23 protein-coding genes are annotated in these 20,719 nt (G+C 72.7%); 18 read left to right on the top strand and 5 right to left on the bottom strand.

Annotation, left to right across the window (positions count from 1 at the left end; translation table 11 throughout):
• Positions 1-69: 69 nt before the first annotated feature.
• From LQ222_RS05510 to pdxH, 3 genes are read right to left on the bottom strand one after another with little or no spacing between them, the layout of a single operon-like run.
• Positions 70-948 carry a universal stress protein gene (locus LQ222_RS05510; protein ID WP_230165016.1) on the bottom strand — a complete coding sequence of 293 codons (879 nt, stop codon included), beginning with the start codon at positions 946-948 and terminating at the stop codon, positions 70-72.
• 57 nt (positions 949-1,005) lie between these two features.
• A complete protein-coding gene (locus LQ222_RS05505) occupies positions 1,006-2,484 on the bottom strand; it encodes an AAA family ATPase (RefSeq protein WP_230165014.1) in 1,479 nt (492 codons plus the stop codon).
• Positions 2,481-3,074: a pyridoxamine 5'-phosphate oxidase gene (gene pdxH, locus LQ222_RS05500; RefSeq protein WP_230165013.1), complete on the bottom strand. Its 594-nt coding sequence runs from the start codon at positions 3,072-3,074 to the stop codon at positions 2,481-2,483. Before pdxH ends, LQ222_RS05505 begins: the two co-directional genes overlap by 4 nt.
• Positions 3,075-3,204: 130 nt before the next feature.
• On the opposite strand from pdxH, the gene fabI reads away from it, so the two are divergent.
• Both fabI and LQ222_RS05490 read left to right on the top strand, forming a co-directional pair.
• Positions 3,205-4,047, top strand: a complete 843-nt coding sequence (gene fabI, locus LQ222_RS05495) for an enoyl-ACP reductase FabI (protein WP_230165026.1) — start codon at positions 3,205-3,207, stop codon at positions 4,045-4,047.
• Entirely contained in the window at positions 4,044-4,421 is a 378-nt protein-coding gene (locus LQ222_RS05490; RefSeq protein WP_230165012.1) for a hypothetical protein, read from the top strand. Before fabI ends, LQ222_RS05490 begins: the two co-directional genes overlap by 4 nt.
• 27 nt (positions 4,422-4,448) lie before the next feature.
• On the opposite strand, the gene LQ222_RS05485 is transcribed toward LQ222_RS05490, so the two are convergent.
• Positions 4,449-4,880, bottom strand: coding sequence for a DUF1772 domain-containing protein (locus LQ222_RS05485; protein WP_230165011.1), 432 nt, complete (start codon positions 4,878-4,880; stop codon positions 4,449-4,451).
• 80 nt (positions 4,881-4,960) lie between these two features.
• Between LQ222_RS05485 and LQ222_RS05480 the strand changes: the two genes are divergently transcribed.
• The 4 genes from LQ222_RS05480 (at position 4,961) to aroC (ending at position 7,312) form a co-directional block, all read left to right on the top strand.
• Positions 4,961-5,314: a hypothetical protein gene (locus LQ222_RS05480; protein ID WP_230165010.1), complete on the top strand. Its 354-nt coding sequence runs from the start codon at positions 4,961-4,963 to the stop codon at positions 5,312-5,314.
• Positions 5,315-5,393: 79 nt separating this feature from the next.
• On the top strand, positions 5,394-5,765 hold the full coding sequence (locus tag LQ222_RS05475; RefSeq protein WP_230165009.1) for a hypothetical protein: 372 nt from the start codon (positions 5,394-5,396) through the stop codon (positions 5,763-5,765).
• 24 nt (positions 5,766-5,789) lie between these two features.
• Positions 5,790-6,161, top strand: a complete 372-nt coding sequence (locus tag LQ222_RS05470) for a hypothetical protein (protein WP_230165008.1) — start codon at positions 5,790-5,792, stop codon at positions 6,159-6,161.
• Between the two features lie 44 nt (positions 6,162-6,205).
• The gene (gene aroC, locus LQ222_RS05465; RefSeq protein ID WP_230165006.1) at positions 6,206-7,312 is read left to right on the top strand and encodes a chorismate synthase; all 1,107 of its coding nucleotides are present in this window, start codon (positions 6,206-6,208) and stop codon (positions 7,310-7,312) included.
• A 57-nt stretch (positions 7,313-7,369) separates the two neighbouring features.
• Here the strand turns inward: aroC and LQ222_RS05460 are convergent, their stop codons facing one another.
• Positions 7,370-9,415, bottom strand: coding sequence for a 4Fe-4S dicluster domain-containing protein (locus LQ222_RS05460; protein WP_230165003.1), 2,046 nt, complete (start codon positions 9,413-9,415; stop codon positions 7,370-7,372).
• Between the two features lie 87 nt (positions 9,416-9,502).
• Here LQ222_RS05460 and LQ222_RS05455 point away from each other — a divergent pair, with 87 nt between their 5' ends.
• The 12 genes from LQ222_RS05455 to glp all read left to right on the top strand — a co-directional run bounded on the left by LQ222_RS05455 (position 9,503) and on the right by glp (position 20,614).
• Positions 9,503-10,195: a biotin/lipoate--protein ligase family protein gene (locus LQ222_RS05455; protein ID WP_230165002.1), complete on the top strand. Its 693-nt coding sequence runs from the start codon at positions 9,503-9,505 to the stop codon at positions 10,193-10,195.
• Positions 10,192-10,794 carry a DUF6505 family protein gene (locus LQ222_RS05450; protein ID WP_230165001.1) on the top strand — a complete coding sequence of 201 codons (603 nt, stop codon included), beginning with the start codon at positions 10,192-10,194 and terminating at the stop codon, positions 10,792-10,794. The genes LQ222_RS05455 and LQ222_RS05450 overlap by 4 nt, the downstream gene beginning before the upstream one ends.
• The gene (locus LQ222_RS05445; RefSeq protein ID WP_230164999.1) at positions 10,791-11,831 is read left to right on the top strand and encodes a DUF6352 family protein; all 1,041 of its coding nucleotides are present in this window, start codon (positions 10,791-10,793) and stop codon (positions 11,829-11,831) included. Before LQ222_RS05450 ends, LQ222_RS05445 begins: the two co-directional genes overlap by 4 nt.
• Positions 11,828-12,340 (top strand): DUF3305 domain-containing protein, encoded by a 513-nt coding sequence (locus LQ222_RS05440; protein ID WP_230164998.1) that lies wholly within the window; start codon positions 11,828-11,830, stop codon positions 12,338-12,340. The genes LQ222_RS05445 and LQ222_RS05440 overlap by 4 nt, the downstream gene beginning before the upstream one ends.
• Positions 12,337-13,185, top strand: coding sequence for a DUF3306 domain-containing protein (locus tag LQ222_RS05435; RefSeq protein ID WP_230164997.1), 849 nt, complete (start codon positions 12,337-12,339; stop codon positions 13,183-13,185). The genes LQ222_RS05440 and LQ222_RS05435 overlap by 4 nt, the downstream gene beginning before the upstream one ends.
• Positions 13,186-13,284: 99 nt before the next feature.
• The gene (locus tag LQ222_RS05430) at positions 13,285-13,887 is read left to right on the top strand and encodes a molecular chaperone (protein ID WP_230164996.1); all 603 of its coding nucleotides are present in this window, start codon (positions 13,285-13,287) and stop codon (positions 13,885-13,887) included.
• A 23-nt stretch (positions 13,888-13,910) separates the two neighbouring features.
• Positions 13,911-14,147: a twin-arginine translocation signal domain-containing protein gene (locus LQ222_RS05425; protein WP_230164995.1), complete on the top strand. Its 237-nt coding sequence runs from the start codon at positions 13,911-13,913 to the stop codon at positions 14,145-14,147.
• Positions 14,148-14,161: 14 nt separating this feature from the next.
• Positions 14,162-17,098, top strand: coding sequence for a formate dehydrogenase subunit alpha (locus LQ222_RS05420; protein ID WP_230164994.1), 2,937 nt, complete (start codon positions 14,162-14,164; stop codon positions 17,096-17,098).
• Between the two features lie 15 nt (positions 17,099-17,113).
• The gene (fdh3B, locus tag LQ222_RS05415; protein WP_230164992.1) at positions 17,114-17,710 is read left to right on the top strand and encodes a formate dehydrogenase FDH3 subunit beta; all 597 of its coding nucleotides are present in this window, start codon (positions 17,114-17,116) and stop codon (positions 17,708-17,710) included.
• Positions 17,710-18,726 carry a formate dehydrogenase subunit gamma gene (locus tag LQ222_RS05410; RefSeq protein WP_230164991.1) on the top strand — a complete coding sequence of 339 codons (1,017 nt, stop codon included), beginning with the start codon at positions 17,710-17,712 and terminating at the stop codon, positions 18,724-18,726. The genes fdh3B and LQ222_RS05410 overlap by 1 nt, the downstream gene beginning before the upstream one ends.
• A gap of 79 nt (positions 18,727-18,805) precedes the next feature.
• Positions 18,806-19,336 (top strand): molybdopterin-guanine dinucleotide biosynthesis protein B, encoded by a 531-nt coding sequence (gene mobB / locus LQ222_RS05405; RefSeq protein WP_256443999.1) that lies wholly within the window; start codon positions 18,806-18,808, stop codon positions 19,334-19,336.
• Positions 19,337-20,614 (top strand): gephyrin-like molybdotransferase Glp, encoded by a 1,278-nt coding sequence (glp, locus tag LQ222_RS05400; protein ID WP_230164990.1) that lies wholly within the window; start codon positions 19,337-19,339, stop codon positions 20,612-20,614.
• The last annotated feature ends 105 nt before the right edge of the window (positions 20,615-20,719 follow it).

Here is a 20,719-nt window from a genome sequence, read left to right as displayed (position 1 = left end):
GCGGCCGCGGCGCCCCGCGCCACGCCCCGGCCCTGATCGCGCCCATTCAGGGCGATGATGATGCCCTGGTCAGCGGCACATCATCACGGGGATCTCGGCATTCTCCAGCACGTGGCGCGTCACCCCGCCCAGGATCAGCTGGCGCAGGCGCGAATGCGAATAGGCGCCCATGGTCAGCAGGTCGGCGCCGAAGTCGCGCGTCGCCCCCAGCAGCCCCGCGCCCACTTCACGCGTGACCGGCTTGAAGGGCACGATCTCGGCCTGGATGCCGTGCCAGCGCAGATAGGCCTGGATGCCCTCGGCCTTGGGTCCGCGCCGCTGGTATTCGTCGGAAGCCAGGATGCGCACGGCGGATGCCTTGTGCAGCCAGGGCAGGGCGGCGGCGACCGCGGCGGCGCTCTCGGCGGTGCCGTTCCACGCGACACAGACCCGCGTGCCGATATCGGCCGGCGCGACGCGCGGGGCGATCAGCACGGGCCGGCCGGAATCGAACAGGATGGCGTGCAGCGCGTCGCTGCTCGACACGTCCTCGCCGGCCTCGGGGTGCGGCACCACCGCCATGTCGTACAGGCGCGACTGCTGCGCCACGACATCTTCCTCGCGCCCGGGGATGGATTCGAAGGACAGGGTCGGGCCCTCGGTCTTGAGCGCGGTGTCCGGGTTGTCGGCCAGCGTCACGCCACCCAGGCCGGCGGTGAAGCGGTCGAACAGCGCCTTCACGCGGTCGGCGCGCTCGCCGCTCTCGCGTTCGGTGGCGGCCATCATCTCCTCGATCATGGCGCCCGACAGGCCCTCGCCCGCGAGCGGTGCCACATCGCGCGCATCCACGCGCACATGCAGGCAATGGACATGCGCGCCCCAGGCGCGCGCGGCGATCAAGGCGGTGGCAAGCGCCGCCTCGCCCGAAGCGGTGCCGGTCAGCGGCAGAAGCAGGCGGCGATAGGCCATGGCGTAGAGTCTCCCCAACCGCGGGTCATTGATCGTTTCTTCCCTGCGGGAGGCAGCCTAGCACAGGAAACCCGCCTCCATGCCAAGGGCTGCGCACGCGGCCGCCGTGCCATCCATGCGCGCGTCGATCCGATGCCAGTCGATCGCCCCGGGATCGGCGGCCGCGGCGCGCAGCAGCACCGCCTCGTCGGCGTCCGAGGCATCGTTCCGCCGGGCGGCGATTCGCGCACGCAGCTCCGCGATCGGCGCGTCCAGCCACAGCCCGTCGAAGGCCACGCCGGCGGCCAGCGCCACCGCCGCCGCGCGGGCGCGCTGCGCTGGGTCGAGGAACACCGCGTCGACCACCACGCAATGCCCGCCGCGCAGCGCGGTGGCGGCCATCGCGAAGACCTCATCATGCACCGCGGCGCTGGCGTCGGCGGCATAGGCCTCCGGCGGCAGGCGCTGTTCGGGCGCCAGGCCGAAGCGCCGCTTGCGCACCTCGTCCGAGCGCAGCACCAGCGCGCCCGGGCCATGGCCCAGCACCGGCGCCAGGCGCCGCGCCAGGGTCGACTTGCCGGTGCCCTGCAGCCCGCCCACCGCGACCAGCCGCGCCGGGCGGCGCCGCAGATGCGCGCCCGCCGCCGCCAGCAAGGCGGCGCAGTCGCGCCCGCGCGCCGCTTCCACATGCGCGCGGATCATCGCGCGCAGCGAGAGCCAGAAGGGCAGCCCCGCCACCAGCCCGGCATCGCCCGTGCGCGCGACATAGCGGTTCAGCACCCGGTTCGCCGCCGCGCGCCCGACCCGCAGATCCAGGTCCATCAGCAGGAAGGCCAGGTCGTAGCCGACATCGATGCGCGCCAGCGCCTCGTCGAATTCCAGCGCGTCGAACAGCACCGGGCGGCCATCGCGCAGGCACAGATTGCCCAAATGGAGGTCGCCATGGCCGCGCCGCACGAAACCCGCGGCGGCGCGCGCCGCCAGCATGGGCGCGATGCGCGCCAGTTCCGCGCGCGCGGCGTCAGCCCAGGCTGCCACACGCACGGGGTCGAGCCCGGCATGGCGCGCGGCCGGCACATTGCCCTCCAGGATGCGCGCCATGGCGGCCGGGGCGTCGAGTGTCGCAACCTCCGCCGCCGCATGCATCGCCGCGACGGCATCTGCCGCGGCATCCAGCAGGGCCGGCGCCAAAGCCCCGCGTGCCGCCACGGCATCGAGGAAATCCGCCGCCGGCACTGCCGCCATGCGCAACACCCATTCCACCGCCGGCCCGTCGCCGCCCTCGCGCAGCGCGCCATCCGGCCCGCGCGTCAGCGGCACGACATCGCGATACAGCCCCGGCGCCTGCGGCGCGTTCAGCGCCAGTTCGCGCCGGCAGAAGCGTTCCCGATCGGCCAGCCGCGTGAAGTCCAGGAAACCCAGCGCCACCGCCTTCTTCATCTTCCAGGCGGTGTCCGGCCCGACGAAGACCGCCGAGATGTGCGTCTGCACCGGCGCCGCGCCGGACAGCCGCGCCAGCAGCGCGGCCGCCTGCGCCTGCGCCGCCGGGATGCTCACGGATACAGCGTCTCGATCCGCCAGCCGGCGCCGTCGCGGTGGAAGACGCGGCGTTCATGCAGGCGGAAGGGCATGTCGCGCCACAGCTCGATGCGCCGCGGCAGCACCCGGAAGCCGGACCAGAAGGGCGGGCGCGGGATCTCGCCGATGGCGTATTTCAGCCCGTATTCGGCGACCGCCTTCTCGAGCGCGAAGCGCGATTCCAGCGGCCGCGACTGCTTCGACGCCCAGGCGCCCAGGCGCGAGGTCCGCGCGCGGGAGGCGTAGTAGGCATCGGCCTCGGCCTCGGAGACCGGCTCCACCTGGCCCTCGACGCGCACGCTGCGCGCCAGCGTCTTCCAATGGAAGCACAGCGCGGCCTGGGGGTTGGCCGCGAGCTCGCCGCCCTTGCGGCTCTCGAGGTTGGTGTAGAACACGAAGCCCCGCGCATCGACGCCCTTCAGCAGCACCATGCGGGCCGAGGGCGCGCCATCGGGCGTCGCGGTCGCCAGGCACACCGCGTTGGGGTCGTTCGGTTCGCTGGCGGCGGCCTCGGCCATCCAGGCCTCGAACAGGGCGATCGGGTCGTCGGTGGTGGCGGTGCCGTCCATGGGGTGCTCCTGGGTTCCTGCCTGTATCGGGGTGCCGGCCGGGGCCGCAAGGGGCGGAACGCACTTGCCCCGCACCCACCGCCATGGCACCACCGCCGCCTTCCCAGCCACCCGGACGGGCCCCCACGCGATGAACGACGCCACGCCAGAGCCCCGGATCGCCACCGGCACCCTCATGCAGGGCAAGCGCGGGCTGGTCATGGGCGTGGCCAATGACCGCTCGATCGCCTGGGGCATCGCCCGCGCGGTGGCCGCCCAGGGGGCCGAGGTGGCCTTCACCTACCAGGGCGAGGCGCTGGAGAAGCGGGTCCGCCCGCTGGCCGACAGCGTGGGTTCCTCCCTGGTGCTGCCCTGCGACGTGGCGGACGACGCCAGCATGGATGCCGCCTTCGACGCGGTGGCCAAGGCCTGGGGGAAGATCGACTTCCTGGTTCATGCGATCGGCTATGCCGACAAGCAGTTCCTGCGCGGGCGCTACCTGGACACGCCGCGCGCGGCCTTCCTGCAGGCCATGGACATCTCCTGCTTTTCCTTCGTGGCGGTCGGCCAGCGGGCGGCGGCGCTGATGGGCGAGGGCGGGTCGATGCTGACCCTGTCCTACCTGGGCGCCGAGCGCGTCACGCCGCACTACAACGTGATGGGGGTGGCCAAGGCGGCGCTGGAGGCCTCGGTGCGCTACATGGCGACCGACCTGGGCGAGCGCGGCATCCGGGTGAACGCGATCAGCGCCGGGCCGATCAAGACGCTCGCCGCCAGCGGCATCGGCGACTTCCGCTACATCCTGCGCTGGAACCAGTACAACGCCCCGCTGCGCCGCAATGTCACCATCGAGGAAGTCGGCGGGTCGGGCCTGTACCTGCTGTCCGACCTCTCGCAGGGCGTGACCGGGGAGGTCCATCACGTCGACAGCGGCTACCATGTGGTCGGCATGAAGAACCCGGACGCGCCGGACATCACGGTGGAAAAGTCATGAGGATCCTGGCCGCCGCGGCCTGCGCCGGGGGGATCGCGCTGCTGGCCGCCGCCGCGCCGGCGCGCGCCCAGATGGACGACGCCCGCTGCTGGACCGCCATCCGCGTGACCGGCCCCGAGGGCATGCGCGTGAGCGAGCACGATGCCGAGCAGCGCCTGCGCCTGCGCTGCCGCGCCGGCGATGCGCTGGTCTTCCTGATCGATACCGGCCAGCCCGGCGGAGCGACCGCCGCGCGGTATTGCGACCTGTCGCGGCCCTTCCTGGTCGAGCGCGTGCAGGAGCTCCAGGAAGTCACCTCCGGCGCTCCCGGCGGGCGCGCAACGGTCACCATCATCACCTGCACCTATCGCGGGGCGCCGCGGCAGGACCGGTAGGCTCGCGCGCCGCGGCCCGGCGCGGCGTCATCCCAGCGACGCCAGCAGGAACAGGATCGTCGCCGCCAGTCCCAGCGCGCTGCGCACCGCATGCAGCAGGCCCCAGTGTTCGATCAGCGCCCGGCTCTGCGCCCCGGCCGCATCCGGCGCGATCGCCTGCAGCCGATGGTTGGTGGGCATGATGCCGAACAGCGTGTAGGGCCAGTTCGCCAGCAGCACCGCGGCGCCCAACCCCCACAGCAGCCCCCCGGCCTGCCACCAGGCCACCAGGCCCAGCACGCCGCCTGCCACCGCGAGCGAGGCCTGCATGGCGAAGCCGCGCTTGTAGGCCGGCTTCCACTGCGCGAGCAGCGCCCGGTCGTCCAGCGTCAGCCGCGCCGGCTGCTCCGCGACGTTGATGTAGATGGCCGCCCCGGCGAAGGCCGCCGCGACGGCCAGCGCCAATTGTCCCGCGAGCATGGCGTTCCCTGCGCGTTGAGGTCTCCGGCGCGACAGGCTAATGGCGTTTCGCCATGCCGCACACCCCCGCCGATCCCCTGATGCCGCGACGACCGAAGCGTGTCTGCGGTGCTTCGCGGTTCGGCCGCCAGCGGGCCTTCGCCGGCGTGGTGATCGCCGCGCTGGCACCGGCCGGCGCGGCGCTGGCGCAGCCTGCCGCGCTCTGCGCCGCATCCTCGGACAGCCCGCGCACCGCGGCCGAGGTCATCGCCGAGGTCGACCGCCAGCGCTGCCCCGCCGGCAGCCGCCTGCGCGCGATCATGACCATCGCCGGCCAGGCCATCGTGCTGCAGCACTCCGGCACCTGCGAGCGCGAAGGCTTCCGCACCATGTCCCGCACCACCGCCGATGGGTCGCGCGGGCTGGGCGTGACCTGCACCATCGCCGCGCGCTGACCCACCCCGCCACGCGGCACTTGATTTCGATCAGCCAACGGCCTCACCCTGCGGACACCACAGGGGGGGCCAGCACGCCATGTCGTTCTCCATCGTCGCGGCGCTCAGTGGCGATCTCGGGCCGGGCGGGGTCGACCCCTTCAATCCGCCCATGACGGCCCATGCGGTCGAGCGCATCGCCCTGCCGGTGCCCGCCGGCGACACCCGCAGCGTGACCATGCTCGCCAAGGCCGACCCGACCATGCGCCTGCTCGCCATCGGTGCCGGGACCGCGCCGGGGCTGACCTTCGGGCTGAACGGCGCGGCGCCCTCCACGCCGCTGACCGCACCCTTCTTCTGCTCGGGCGCCATGCTCGCCGGCGCGATGGGGCAGGACATCACCTCCCTCACCGTGACCAATGCCGGTGAGGGCGAGGCCCTGGTCCATGTGCTGCTGTTCCGCGATGCGTGACCGCCGGGACCGGAGCCCGCGCCCATGACCTTCGCCATCACCTGGACCGTCGCCGGCGATATCGGGCCGGGCACGGCGGCGTCGCTCGGCGGCACGCTGCAAGTCGACAGCGCCGAGCGCCTGGCCGACACCGTCGCGGCCAACACGACGCGCAGCTTCGCCTTCCTGCCGGTGCCGCCGGCGCGGCTCCGGCTGCTCGCCATCGCCGCCAATGACTACCGCAGCCTGGCGCTGGGCCTGAACGGGGCGGCGCCGTCGCGCCCGATCACCGGGCCCGAGGTGATGAGCGGCGCCATGCTCGACCTGGTGGGCGGCGGCCCCATCCACACCATCGCCTTCGAGAATACCGGGCCGGAGGATGTCGCGGTCGAGATCCTGCTCTGCCGCGACCCCTGATGCGCCATTGAGGCGCCGGCCGGTCCGCGCTAACCCCCGCGGCCATGTCCCACAACACCTTCGGCCACCTGTTCCGCGTCACCACCTGGGGCGAGAGCCACGGCCCGGCCATCGGCTGCGTGGTCGATGGCGTCCCGCCGCGCCTGGCGCTGACCGAGGCCGACATCCAGCCCTTCCTCGACCGCCGCCGCCCCGGCCAGTCGAAATTCGTCACCCAGCGCCAGGAAGCCGACCAGGTCCGCATCCTGTCGGGCGTGATGGACGGGCTGACGACGGGCACGCCGATCGCGCTGCACATCGACAACACCGACCAGCGATCGAAGGACTATGCCGAGATCGCCGAGCGCTACCGCCCCGGCCATGCCGACATCACCTACGACCTGAAATACGGCATCCGCGACTATCGCGGCGGCGGGCGTTCGAGCGCGCGCGAGACCGCCATGCGCGTGGCCGCCGGCGCCATCGCCCGCAAGGTGCTCGGCCCCGATGTGCGCGTGCGCGGTGCGCTGGTCGCGATGGGCGGGGACCCGGTGGACCCGGCCGCCTGGGACTGGGCGGCGGTGGAGGAGAACGCCTTCTTCTGCCCCGACCGCGCCGCCGCCGCGCGCTGGGAGGAACGGCTGCTGGAGCTGCGAAAGTCCGGCGATTCCGTGGGCGCGGTGATCGAGGTGGTGGCGGACGGCCTGCCGCCTGGCCTGGGCGCGCCGATCTACGGCAAGCTTGATGCCGACATCGCCGCGGCCCTGATGTCGATCAACGCCGTGAAGGGCATCGAGATCGGCGACGGTTTCGCCGCCGCCACGCTGACCGGCAGTGCCAATGCCGACGAGATGCGCATGAACCCCGACGGCACGGTCGCCTTCCAGTCGAACCGCGCGGGCGGCGTGCTGGGCGGCATCAGCACCGGCCAGCCGGTGTTGGCGCGCTTCGCGGTGAAGCCGACCAGCTCGATCCTGACGCCGCGCGCCTCGGTGGACCGCCAGGGGCGCGAGGTCGAGGTGCTGACCAAGGGCCGCCACGACCCCTGCGTGGGCATCCGCGCGGTGCCGGTGGGCGAGGCGATGCTGGCGATCGTGCTGGCCGACCACCTGCTGCGGCACCGGGCGCAGAACCCGGATGCGCCGATGGTGGCGCGGCTGCCGCGGAACTGACCGGCGGCCGGCCGCCGCCGCCGCCGGGAGGCGCAATCCCAGGTGGTCGCGGCGGCGTCAGCCTTCCTGGTCCTTCTTCGCCCGCTCCGCTTCCCGCAGCCAGTCCTCCGTCGTCTTGGTGACCGGCCGCGCCGGCCCGGCATAGGGGTCGAGCCGGCCCATCGTCGCCTCGGTGATCCGGCAATCGTCGCACAGCTCCAGGATCGCCTGGCGCGCCGGGTCGGCGAACATCCAATGTGCCGACAGCTTCGCCTTCACCCGCGCGATCGAGGCCTTCGTCCCGAACAGCTTCGAACAGCGCGGGCAGGCCGCCGGTTCTTCCTCCTTCACCACCTGCGGGCTCGCCGCGGCTTCGGAAAAATTCAGCCGCGGCGACAGCGTGATGACCTTCTCCGGGCAGGTCGCCGCGCACAGCCCGCACTGCACGCAGGCGTCTTCCAGGAAGCGCAACTGCGGCGTCTGCGGGTTCGCGCTGAACGCCGAGGTCGGGCAGACGCTCGTGCAGGCCAGGCACAGCGTGCAGCCCGCGACATCCACATGCGCCGCGCCGAAGGGCGCCAGCGCCGGCAGCGCCACGGTCGTCGCCGCGGCCCCCGCCGCCGTGCGCAGCGCGCGCAACCCCTGCAGCGCCATCTCGCGCGGCGAGCCGATCGCCTGGTGGGTGGACGGCGCGAAGGCGAAGGGCGCGCGGGGCAGGGCGGTCAGCGCCTCGCCCAGGGTGAAGGGATCGTCGGTCTCGATCGCGGCGGCGCGCGGCACCGCGTGCCCCAGGCCCATGCCGGCCAGCGCCGCGTTCGCCGTCTCGATGTTGCGGTGCACGCCCTCGGCGCCATGCCCGCCGCGGCCGGGCAGCAGCAGGCGCACCGCGCTGGCCCCCCAGGCGAAGGCGCCGGCGATCAGCGACAGGTCGATCGCGGAAACCTCGTTCACCAGCAGCGGCAGGACGCGCGCCGGCAGGCCATCGCCATGGCGCGACAGCGCATCGAGCAGCGCCTCGCCCTGCGCCTCGTCGTGCAGCAGCAGCACGGGGGCCTCGCCGCCGGCCTCCCGATACGCCAGCAGCAGCGTGCGGATGCGCCGCGCCATCGCGGCGGGCGGCGGCAGCGTGTAGGTGGCCGCGCCGGTCGGGCAGACTGCCGCGCAGGCGCCGCAGCCCGCGCAGATCTCGGCGCTGATGACCACCTGGTCCTTCAGCGGCCCAGTGCCGGGCGTGATGGCGCCGGTCGGGCACAGGTCGATGCAGCGCGTGCAGCCGTTGCGCTTGTTGCGCGCATGGGCGCACAGCGCGCCGTCGAAGGCGATGAAGCGCGGCTTGTCGAAGGTGCCGGAAAGTTCGGCGGCGGCGGCGATGGCGCGCTCCACCGCCGCGGCATCGGCCGGGTCGGCGCGCAGGTAGCCCTGCCGGACCTCATGCGCGGGGAACAGCGGCGCGCCGCCGGACAGGTCCAGCACCACGTCGGCGCGGCTGGTGGCGCCATCCTTGCCCGGCCCCCAGTCGTAGCGATCGCGCGAGGACGGGCGGGGCATCGCCGCGCCATCCACCGTGACCGCGAAGGCGCCGAGCCAGCCCGTCGCGGCGCGCGCGCGCCCCTTCATCACCGGGAAGGGCGTGCTGCGCGGCGGCGCCACCGGCTGCACGCCATCCAGCAGCACGGTCAGGTCCAGCCGGTCGGCCAGCCGCGCGGCCGCCTCCAGCGCCACGCCGTCGCGCCCCAGCACCAGCGCCACGCCCTGGCTTTCCAGCGTGACCAGCGGCGTCGCGGGCATCGGTTCCGCCGCGGCGGCCAGCAGCGCGGCCATCTTGGGGCCGGCGGCGCGGCCCTCGGTGGCCCAGCCGGCGTGCTCGCGGATGTTCACGAAGGTCGGGGTGCCGGCGCCGGCCTCGGTGGCTTCCTGGGCAAACAGCGGCGCCTGCGCGGTGCAGGCGACGCTCAGCGGCCGCCCGGTGGCAAGTGCGGCCATGAAGCGATCGAGCTGCGCCATGCAGAGCTGTTCGGCGGTCCGCACCTCGCTGCCGCAGCCGCGCGCGATGGCGCGCTCATCGAGGCGCATGGTGTCCTCGCAACTGCATACCAGGGCGATCCGCCCGTCCGTTCCGGCCATGCCAAGCCCGCCCCCCCGCCCCGCCCCGTTTGGTGCTTCGGGGTGGGGCGCATATATGCCGGCCAACATCGCGATGCGAGGGAGCGCGTGTCCGAGGGCCTGCCCGACCTGCCGAGCGTCTTCACCCCCATCATCGCCCTGCGCGAGGGCGGCGACGCGATGGCGCGCGCGGTGGCCGAGGCCCCGGCCCAGGGCGCCGGCACCCTGGCCTGGGTGCGGTCCTGGGCGCGCATCGAGGCCGCCGTGGTGCTGGAGCCGGAACAGACCCTGGCCGCCGCGCGCCCGGCGCTGCTGGCGGCGCTGGCCGCCTTCGCCGATGCCGCCGGCGCGCTGGGCCCGCCCGAGGTGCCGCTGACCTTCGACTGGCCGGCGACCATCCGCGTCAATGGCGGCGTGGTCGGCCTGGCGCGGCTGGCCGTGCCCCCCGGCTGCACCGAGGACGCAGTGCCCGACTGGCTGGTCGTCGGCATCGAGGTCGCCTTCGCGGCGCCGGACCACGAGCCCGGCCGCGACCCCGGCCGCACCACCCTGTTCGAGGAAGGCTACACCGACACCACGCCGGCCGAGATGACCGCCGCCTGGGCGCGCCACCTGATGGCGAACCTGGCGGATTGGCAGGCGGCCGGTCTGCGCGTGGTGGCCGAACGCTACCTGGCGCGGCTCGACCCCACGATCGGCGCCGGGGCGCGCCGCGGCATCGACCCCGCGACCGGCGACCTGGTGGTCGAAGGTGCCGGCGCGCGCGACCGCCACACCTTGGCCGAGGCGGTGCCGACATGACGCGGCTGTTGCGGACCATCCGGCTCGACCCCTCCGACGCGCTGGTGTTTCCGCTCGCGGCGGAGCCGGGCGAATGGGCGGTGCCGGGCGGCTTCTGCTTCTGGGACGACGATGTCGCGGCGCTGCAGGGCCAGCGGCGCCAGGCCTTCCGCGCCGGCTTCCTGGGGCTGTCGTCCTTCGGCTGGTCCACGCTGGTGCAGGTCGTGACCGCGACGCCCGCGCAGCGCGAGGAGGCCGTCGCCGCTCTCGCCGCTCACATCCGCGCCGCGCATGGCGCGCCCGACGACGCCGCGGCGCGCGCGGCGGCAGAGGACGAGGTGGCCTTCGCGGAATCGCTGTGCGACCACCCGCCCGGCACGCTGGTGGCGCTGGCCCGCGGCATCGAGGACGGCGCGGTGCGCGAAAGCTTCCGCACCCTGCACGAACGCGCGGAGCAGCATCGCCGCTTCGACACGCTGCCGGTCTTCGCCGCCATCGCGGTCGATGGCGAGGAGGAAGCGCCGATCCGCCCCGACCTGGTGCGCATGGCACGCGCACCCGACGGCACGCCGGCCGCGACATCCGCCGGCGCCACGCGCCGCGCGAAGGACAGCGCATGAGCAGCCTGCTCTCCCCCGGCGACTTCTGGGTCGCCTCCGGCCATCATTTGTGCGACGTGGTCGAGCACGGCCGCTTCGCCGCCACCGACGATCTGTGGCGCGCCTTCCTCGCGCGGCCCGAGCTGATCCCGCCCGCGGAAGCCTGCGACGCCGAGCGCGCGCTGCATGCCGCGCTGATGGACGCACCCCTGCAGGCGGTGGAGGCCGCGCGCGTCGCCGCGTTGGCGGATGCCGATGCGCGGGAGAATGTCACGCAGTTCCTCGCGTTCCGCGACCGCGTGGCGGCGCACCCGACGCTGGAGGCCGCCTGGGTCGCGCTGTATCGCGACGGCGTGGCGGGCATCCCGCCCATCCTGCTGCAGATGCTGACCCACCTGGTCGCGCGCGCCGCGCTGGAGGGCGAGGGCGATCCCTTCGCGCTGCGCGCCGGCGAAGTGCTGTTCCGCACGCAGCGCGCCGGCATCCACCAGGGCGCGACGCTGCTGGCGGATGAGGAAGTGGTCGAGATGCGCGGCCGCGACGGCGGCTTCGGCGCGCTCGGCCAATTGCTGGTCGAGGCCGGCGCCCCGCCGCGCGAGGTCGAGCTGGACGTGCTGTCCGACACCAACGCGCATCTGTATCGCGGCCGGTCCGACGCGCATGACCTGGCGCTGGACATCGCCGAGGGGCGCGCCGGGCAGGCGGGCATAGCGCGGATGCTGGAACGCTTCATCCGCCATGTCTTCGCCGAGGAGGTCGCGATCCGCCCCGTGCCGGTGATCGAGGACCGCGACTGGACCTGGCATGTCGGGCTGGATGCCGAGGCGACGTCGATCGCCAATGATCTGTGGAACGCGAAGAAGGTGCGGCAGGAACGCCTCGCGCGGATCCTGTGGCTGGGCGTGCTGGACTTCCGCGACGCTTCGCGCGTGATCGCGCGGGTGGCGGGGCGGCCGGTCTATCTGGCGCTGGCGATGGATGCGGCGCAGCGTGTGCGGATGAAGCCGCAGAACCTGGTGACCGGCCTGCCGCTGAAGGCGGCGGGGGAGGCGGCATGACCCTCGATGTCCCGGGCAGCCTGCGGGTCGAGATCGGCGTGGTGGTGGAACGCCGGCCCGGCGTGACGCCCTGGGCCGATTACGCCTGGCAGCCGCGCGAGGTGCTGGAGGATTTCCCGCCCGCCGCCCCCTGGACCGTGCTGCGCGAGGATGCCGGCCGCACGCTGTTCCTGGCCGGCAGCGCGGAGGTGGCGCTGTATCCCACCGACACCGACAACTACATCCACAACCTGGAGCAGGACCCGCCGCGGGTGTGGGTGGTGCTGCGGCCGGTCGCGGCCGCGCCGGGCTACGCGCTGCAGGCCGTGACGGTGGATGCCGGGGAGGCGCAGCTCTACGCCGAATCCGGCGCCGACCTGCTGGAGGCGCTGCCGATGCCGCCGGGGCTGCGCCTGCTGGTCGAACGTTTCGTCGCGGAGCACCACCGCCAGCGCGAATTCCACAAGCGCAAGCGCGACCGCGCGGATACGGAATCGCTCGGCCGCCGGTCGCGCGTGGACGACGCATGAGCGGCGAGGACGGCTTCCTGTCGCGCTGGTCGCGCCGCAAGCGCGCCATCGAGGCCGGGCGACCGCTGCCCGAGCCGGAGGCCGCCGCACCGCCGCCGGCGCCGCCGCCGCCGGCGGCCGCCGTGCCCGAGGAACCGCCCTTCGACATCACCACCCTGCCGCCGATCGACAGCCTGACCCTGGCGAGCGACTTCACCGCCTTCCTGCGCAAGGAGGTGCCGGCGGCGCTGCAACGGGCGGCGCTGCGCCGCGCCTGGTCGCTTGATCCCGCGATCCGCGACTTCGTGGGTCCGGCCGACTATGCCTGGGACTACAACGCGCCGGACGGCGTGCCGGGCGGCTCGCTGGAACTGGTCGGCGATGTGCGGGAGATGCTGGCGCAGGTCTTCGGCCCCGAGCCTGACGCGAAGGACGGGGCGTCGGAGGGTTCGGGGGCTGTCGCGCCGGAGGGCGCGCGGGATGCGAGCGCGCCGGAAGGCGCGCGGGATGCGAGCGTGCCGGAAGGCGCGCGGGATGCGAGCGTGCCGGCAGGCGCGCTGGCCCAGGCCACGCCGGAGGGCGCGCTGGCCCAGGCCACGCCGGAGGGCGCGCTGGCCCGGATCGCGCGGGACCGCGTGCTGGCCCCCGACACGGCGGCGCGCGAGGTCGCCGGCGATGCGCCGGATGGAGTGCTCGCGGATGTGCCAGCGCGCCCTTCGCCGCGACTGCCCCAACCGCACGATGCGCCAATGCTGCCCCCCGCGCTGCTGGCCGACGCGCCCGCTCCGGCCCCCCGCCGACCGACCGCCGAGGCCGCGCCCGCCGCACCGCACCCCCGGCGCCACGGTTCCGCCCTGCCGAGTTGAGAGCGATTCTCAATAAGGCGCAACGATTTCAAGGCTTTGAGGCGCCTCCAATTCCCGTGTATCGTCGCCCCAAGGGGAAGTCGGGAGACGCTTCGCGGCATGTCCGCCCACGACGCACTGGAGATCCGGCCGGACGGCATGACGACCGAGCGTGCGCGCCTGTTCGCGCTGCTGGGCCGGCTGCTCGTGGCCGCGCCGGATGACGGGCTGCTGGCGGCGCTGTCGGAACTGCGCGGCGACGGCACGGCGCTGGGCGCCGGTTATGGCGCGCTGGCGGCGGCCGCGCGCGTGGCGGACCCGGTCTCGGCGGCGCGTGAATTCCACGACCTGTTCGTCGGATTGGGGCGCGGCGAATTGCTGCCCTATGCCTCCTACTACCTGACCGGCTTCCTGCATGAGCGGCCGCTGGCCGAACTGCGCGGCGACCTCGCGCGGCTCGGACTCGAACGCGCCGAGGGCATCGCCGAACCCGAGGACCACATCGCCTCGGTTTGCGAGGTCTATGCCGGCCTGCTCTCGGGCAGCTTCGAGGGCGGGGCGACCGAGGCCGAGGCCTTCTTCATCAGGCACCTGCGGCCCTGGGCCGGACGAGTCTTCGCGGATCTCGAGAAGGCCGAGGCGGCGCGCTTCTACCGCGCCGTCGGCCGGCTCGGGCGGGTGGCGATCGAGATCGAGCAGGCGGCCCTCGGGCTGCCGCCATGACGCATATCGGGGAGAACCACGCCATGAGCACGAACAACAACGACGCATCGCAGCGTCGCGGCTTCCTGAAGGCGCTGGGTATCGGCGGCGCGGCCGCGGCTGCCGCGGGCGTGGCCGAAGCCGCCGGGCCGATCCGCGCCGATGCGGTGCCCGCCGGCACCGCCCGCAAGGAAAACGCGGCCGACCGCACCAAGGCCCGCTACCAGGCGAACAGCCCGGGCGTGCAGGCCTTCTACCGCACCAATCGCTACGGCGGCTGAGGGAGCGAGACGACATGCTGATCAAGCGTTCCGAAGCGCGTGCCGGCCGCCAGCGCCTGGCCGCCGCCCATGCCGGGCTGTCCTCGGGCGGGCTCGACCGCCGCGCCTTCCTGAAGCAGGCCGGCGTCACCGGCGTGGGGCTCGCCGCGCTGGGTGCGATCCCGCTGACCACGGTGCGCCCCGCCGCGGCCGGCCCGATGAACCACCAGCAGCCCGTCACGCGGGTGAAGAACATCTGCACGCATTGCTCGGTCGGGTGTTCGGTCACCGCCGAGGTGCAGAACGGCGTCTGGGTCGGCCAGGAACCCACCTGGGACAGCCCGATCAACCGCGGCACGCATTGCGCCAAGGGTGCCTCGGTGCGCGAGCTGGTGCACGGCGACCGGCGCATCAAGTACCCGATGAAGCTGGTGAACGGCCAGTGGACGCGGATGACCTGGGACGCCGCGGTGGCCGAGATCGGCGACAAGCTGATGGCGGTGCGCCAGGCCTCCGGGCCTGACAGCGTGTTCTGGCTGGGCAGCGCCAAGTTCTCGAACGAGGGCGCGTATCTGTTCCGCAAATACGCCGCCTTCTGGGGCACCAACAACGTCGACCACCAGGCGCGCATCTGCCACTCCACGACGGTGGCGGGTGTTGCCAACACCTGGGGCTATGGCGCGCAGACCAATTCCTACAACGACATCCGCAATTCCAAGACCATGATCATCATGGGCGGGAATCCGGCGGAGGCGCATCCGGTGTCGCTGCAGCACGTGCTGTCCGGCAAGGAGATCAACCGCGCCAACCTGATCGTGATCGACCCGCGCTTCACGCGCACCGCGGCGCATGCCAGCGAGTACGTGCGCATCCGCCCGGGCACCGACATCCCGATCATCTGGGGCATGCTCTGGCACATCTTCCAGAACAACTGGGAGGACAAGGACTTCATCCGCCAGCGCGTCTATGGCATGGACGAGGTCCGCGCCGAGGTCGCGAAGTGGACCCCCGCCGAGGTGCTGCGCGTGACCGGCGTGCCGGAAGCGCAGCTGCGCAAGGTGGCCGAGATGTTCGCCACGCAGAAGCCCTCCACGCTGATCTGGTGCATGGGGGCGACGCAGAAGACCGTCGGCACGGCGAATGTGCGTGCGTATTCCATCCTGCTGCTGGCCACCGGCAATGTCGGCAAGGAAGGCACGGGTGCCAACATCTTCCGCGGGCACTGCAACGTGCAGGGTGCGACGGATTTCGGCCTCGATGTGACCACGCTGCCGGCCTATTACGGGCTGGACGAGAACGCCTGGCGGCATTGGTCGCGGGTGTGGGGCGTGTCCTACGAAAGCATGGTCGCGCGCTTCGACAGCACCGCCATGATGACCACGCCGGGCATCCCGACCACGCGCTACTTCGATGCCGTGACCATGCCGGTGAACGCGCAGACCGGCCTGGCGCAGCGCGACAACCTCAAGGCCATGGTGGTGTTCGGCCATGGCGGCAACACCGTCACCCGCATGCCCGAGGCGGTGAAGGGCCTCGAGAAGCTGGACCTGCTGGTGGTGGCCGACCCGCACCCGACCACCTTCGCGGTGCTGGCGAACCGGCGCGACAACACCTACCTGCTGCCCATCTGCACGCAGTTCGAATGCAATGGCAGCCGCACCGCGTCCAACCGCTCGGTCCAGTGGGGCGCGCAGGTCGTCAAGCCGATCTTCGAGAGCAAGGACGACTACGAGGCGCTGTACCGCCTGGCGGGTGCGATCGACGCCGCGGCGGCGCGGCGCAACATGACCTTCCGCATGCAGGCCGAGGTCTTCAAGGACCTGGAGATCGTCAACAACGCGCCGACCGCCGAGAGCCTGCTGCGCGAGATCAACCGCGGCTGCATCAGCACCGGCTATACCGGCCAGTCGCCGGAACGGCTCAAGCTGCACATGGCGAACCAGGACAAGTTCGACCTGGTCACGCTGCGCGCCAAGCCCGATGCACCCGCCGAGATCGCCGGCGACTTCTACGGCCTGCCCTGGCCGTGCTGGGGCACGCCGCAGATGCGCCATCCGGGCACGCACCTGCTGTACAATACCAACCTGCATGTGAAGCAGGGCGGCGGCACCTTCCGCGCGCGCTTCGGCGTGGAGCGCAACGGCGTCTCGCTCCTGGCGGAAGGATCCTACTCGCAGGGGTCGGAACTGACCGACGGCTACCCGGAATTCACCACAGCGGTGATGGCGCGCCTGGGCTGGGATGCCGAGCTGACCGAGGCCGAGAAGGCCTCGATCGCGCGCCAGGGTGGGTCCGCATCCTGGGCGACCGACCTGTCCATGGGCATCATCCGCGTGACCATGGAACACGGCGTGATGGCCTATGGCAACGCCAAGGCGCGGGCCAATGCCTGGAACCTGCCCGACCCGATCCCGGTGCACCGCGAACCGATCTACACGCCGCGCACCGACCTGATCGCGCAATACCCCACGCTGCCCGACCGGCGCGCCTTCCGCATGCCGCATCTGGGGCAGTCGGTGCAGAACCGCGCGAAGGACCTCGCGCCGAACTTCCCGATCATCCTGTCGTCCGGGCGCCTCGTGGAATACGAGGGCGGCGGCGAGGAGACGCGGTCGAACAAGTGGCTGGCCGAACTGCAGCAGGACATGTTCGTCGAGATCAACCCGACGGACGCCGCCGCGCGCAACATCCGCGACGGCGCCTGGGTGCTGGTGAACGGCCCCGAGATGCCGGCCGGCAAGGCCACCCGCATGAAGGCGCTGGTGACGGAACGCGTCGGGCCCGGCGTGGCCTGGATGCCCTTCCACTTCGCCGGTTGGTTCATGCAGGAGGACCAGCGCGGCAAATACCCGCAGGGCACCGACCCGATCGTGCTCGGCGAATCGGTGAACACCATCACGACCTACGGCTACGACCCGGTGACCTTCATGCAGGAAACCAAGGTCACCCTCTGTCAGATCCGCGCGGCTTAAGGGAGGGCACGCACAATGGCCCGCATGAAGTTCCTGCTCGACGCCGAGCGCTGCATCGAATGCAACGCCTGCGTCACGGCGTGCAAGAACGAGCACGAGGTGCCCTGGGGCATCAACCGCCGGCGCGTCGTCACCATCAATGACGGCAAGCCAGGCGAGCGTTCGGTCAGCATGGCCTGCATGCACTGCACGGATGCGCCCTGCGCGGCCGTGTGTCCGGTGTCGTGCTTCTACACCACGGCGGATGCGGTGGTGCTGCACGACAAGGATCTGTGCATCGGCTGCGGCTACTGCTTCTACGCCTGCCCCTTCGGCGCGCCGCAGTACCCGCGCGTCGGCAATTTCGGCAGCCGCGGCAAGATGGACAAGTGCACCTACTGCGCCGGCGGCCCGCAGGCCGACAACACCGAAGCCGAATACATCCAGTACGGGTCGAACCGCCTGGCGGAAGGCAGCCTGCCGCTGTGTGCCGAGATGTGCAGCACGAAGGCACTGCTGGCCGGCGATGGCGAGGTGATCGCCCAGATCTACCGCGAACGCGTGCAGCGGCGCGGCTACGGCTCGGGCGCCTGGGGCTGGCGCACCGCCTATCGCGAGACGGTGGCGATCTGATGCGCGCGATCTTCCTCGCCGCCGCGCTGCTCCTGGCCATGCCTGTGGCTGGCCAGGCGCAGACCAACCCCAATGTCAGCGGCACGCCGACCAACCCGACCTCGATGCTGCCGCCGGTGGCCGATGAGCTGGAAGTCATCAAGGCGCTGCAGGGCGGCCGCGTGGCCGGGCGCATCACCATCCCGGACCAGCAGGCGGCCAGCCTGATCCAGCCGGGCGGGCGGTCCTGGCGCGACTTCCACAACGTGACGCTGGCCTGGGTCGGCGGCATCGCGGTGCTGGGCATGGTGGGCATCCTGGTGCTGTTTCGCCTGTCCAAGGGGCGCATCCCGATCGAGGGCGGGGCGTCCGGCCGTACCATCCAGCGCTTCAACCTGCTGGAGCGCGCCAATCACTGGATGGTGGCATCCACCTTCATCATCCTGGCGCTGTCGGGGCTGAACCTGACCTTCGGGCGCCACGTGCTGCTGCCGCTGGTGGGGCCGGAAGCCTTCACCGCGATCAGCCAGTGGGGCAAGTACGCGCACAACTTCCTGGCCTTCCCCTTCACGCTCGGCATCGTCGTGATGCTGCTGCTGTGGGTGAAGGACAACATCCCGAACGGGCGCGACATGGCCTGGCTGAAGCAGGGCGGCGGCCTGGTCGGCCATGCGCATCCCGATGCCGGCCGCTTCAACGCCGGCCAGAAGGGCATCTTCTGGATCACCGTGCTGGGCGGCGCGGCGGTGGCCGTGACCGGCTATGTGCTGGTCTTCCCGTTCTTCTTCACCGACATCGCGGGCATGCAGCTCAGCCACATCATCCATTCCATCGTCTCGGTGGTGATGATCGCGGTGATGCTGGCGCATATCTACATCGGCACGCTGGGCATGGAGGGCGCGTCGGACGCCATGACCAGCGGGCAGGTCGACCTCAACTGGGCGAAGCAGCACCACAACCTGTGGGTCGCGCAGGAAATGGCGAAGGGCCGCGGCGCCAGCGCGCCCGCCGATGCGAAGGTCGCCGGCGGCGATTGACCCGGCGCCCCCGGCGCCGCATGACGGGTGGGCGCGCGGTGCGAACCGTGCGCCCATCGCGTTTTCGGGGAAGAACGACGTGACCCGGATCATCGGCCTCGCCGGCTGGAGCGGGGCGGGCAAGACCACGCTCATGGTGAAGCTGCTGCCGTGCCTCATCGGGCGTGGGCTGGCGGTCTCCACGCTCAAGCACGCGCATCACCGCTTCGATGTCGATGTGCCGGGCAAGGATTCATACGAACACCGCCGCGCCGGCGCGCAGCAGGTGATGGTGGCCTCGGGCGCGCGCTGGGCGCTGATGACGGAACTGCGGACCGCGCGCGAACCGGCGCTGCCGGAATTGCTGGCGCGCATGGACCCGGTGGATGTCGTGATCGTCGAGGGCTTCAAGCGCGACGCCCACCCGAAGATCGAGGTGCATCGCGCCGCCAACGCCAAGCCCTGGATGCGCCCGGAGATGCCGGGCATCGTCGCGGTCGCGTCCGACATTCCGCCCCCCTACGACCTGCCGCGCGCCGCGCTGGACGACGTGGACGCGGTGGCGGCGCTGGTGCTGGCGCATGCCGTGCCGGTCCACGCCATCGACTGGGCCATCCGGCAGGAGGCCTGAGTGGCGCAGCTCAGCGACGACTGCTTCGCCTTCGGCGGCGCGCTGATGTCGGTGGACGACGCGCAGGCGCTGATCGCCGCGCGCATCCCGGCGCCGGAAGACGAGCAGGTGGTGCCGCTCGCGGCCGCGCGCGGCCGCGTGCTGGCGCATGCGCTGGTGGCGCCCATCCCGCTGCCGCCCTTCTTCAATGCCGCCGTGGACGGCTGGGCCTTCCGCCACGCAGCGCTGAACGCGGATGCCCCGACGCGCCTGGTGGAAGCGGGCCGCGCCGCCGCCGGCCACGGCGCCACGCGCCAGGTCGCCGCGCAGGAGGCGGTGCGCATCTTCACCGGCGCGCCGATGCCCGACGGCACCGACACCTGCGTCATGCAGGAGGACATCCAGCGCGACGGCGACGCCATCCTGGTGCCGCCCGGCCTGAAGCGCGGCGCCAATGCGCGGCCCGCCGGCGAGGATGTGGCGCAGGGCGCCGTCGCGCTGGCCGCCGGGCGCCTGCTGGGGCCGGCGGAGATCGGCCTGGCCGCCGCGCTGGGCCAGGCGCGGCTCGCGGTGCGGCCGCTGCCGCGCGTGGGCGTCTTCTCGACCGGCGACGAACTGGCCGAACCCGGCGTGCCGCTGCGCGCGGCGCAGACGCATGACAGCAACCGCTTCACGCTGCTGGCGCTGCTGGCGGGGCTGCCCTGCGTGGCCAGCGACCTCGGCATCCTGCCCGACGATGCGGCGCGCACCGCGGCGGCGCTGGCGAGTGCGGCGCGCGACCACGACTTGCTGCTGACCAGCGGCGGCGTCTCGACCGGCGAGGAGGACCATGTGCGCGCCGCGATCGAGGCCGGCGGGTCGCTGGTGTTCTGGCGCCTTGCGGTGAAGCCGGGGCGGCCGGCGGCGATGGGGATGCTGCCGAAGGCGGGCGGGGATTTCACCGCCGGGGGCACGCCGGTGGTGGGCCTGCCCGGCAATCCGGTCGCGGCGGTGGTGTGCTTCCTGCACCTGGCGCGGCCGCTGCTGCTGCGGCTTGCCGGCGCGACGGACCGGCCGCTGCCACGCTATGCGGCGGTCGCCGGCTTCGACTACCGCAAGAAGGCCGGGCGGCGCGAATACGTGCGCGTCACGCTGCGCACCGAAGGCACGATCACGCGCGCGCATAAATTCCCGCGCGAGGGTGCGGGGCTGTTGTCCTCGCTCACGCAATCGGACGGCTTCGCAGAATTGCCCGAGCACGTCACGCGCGTGGCGCCCGGCGATGCGGTGACGGTGCTGCCCTTCGCGGGCATGCTGTAGCCGCGCCACCGCCCGGCGCGACGCCGGGGCGGGCACGCATCGCGCGGTGCTGCGCGGCGTGCCCGCCGAACCGGCGGGCGGCCATGGCGGGCGGTGTCGTCGGCG

The organism is Roseomonas sp. CECT 9278, from assembly GCF_918698155.1.
Lineage (GTDB): Bacteria > Pseudomonadota > Alphaproteobacteria > Acetobacterales > Acetobacteraceae > Neoroseomonas.
Note: the sequence above shows the minus strand (reverse complement) of the source record. Positions and strands in the feature narration are given on the sequence as shown.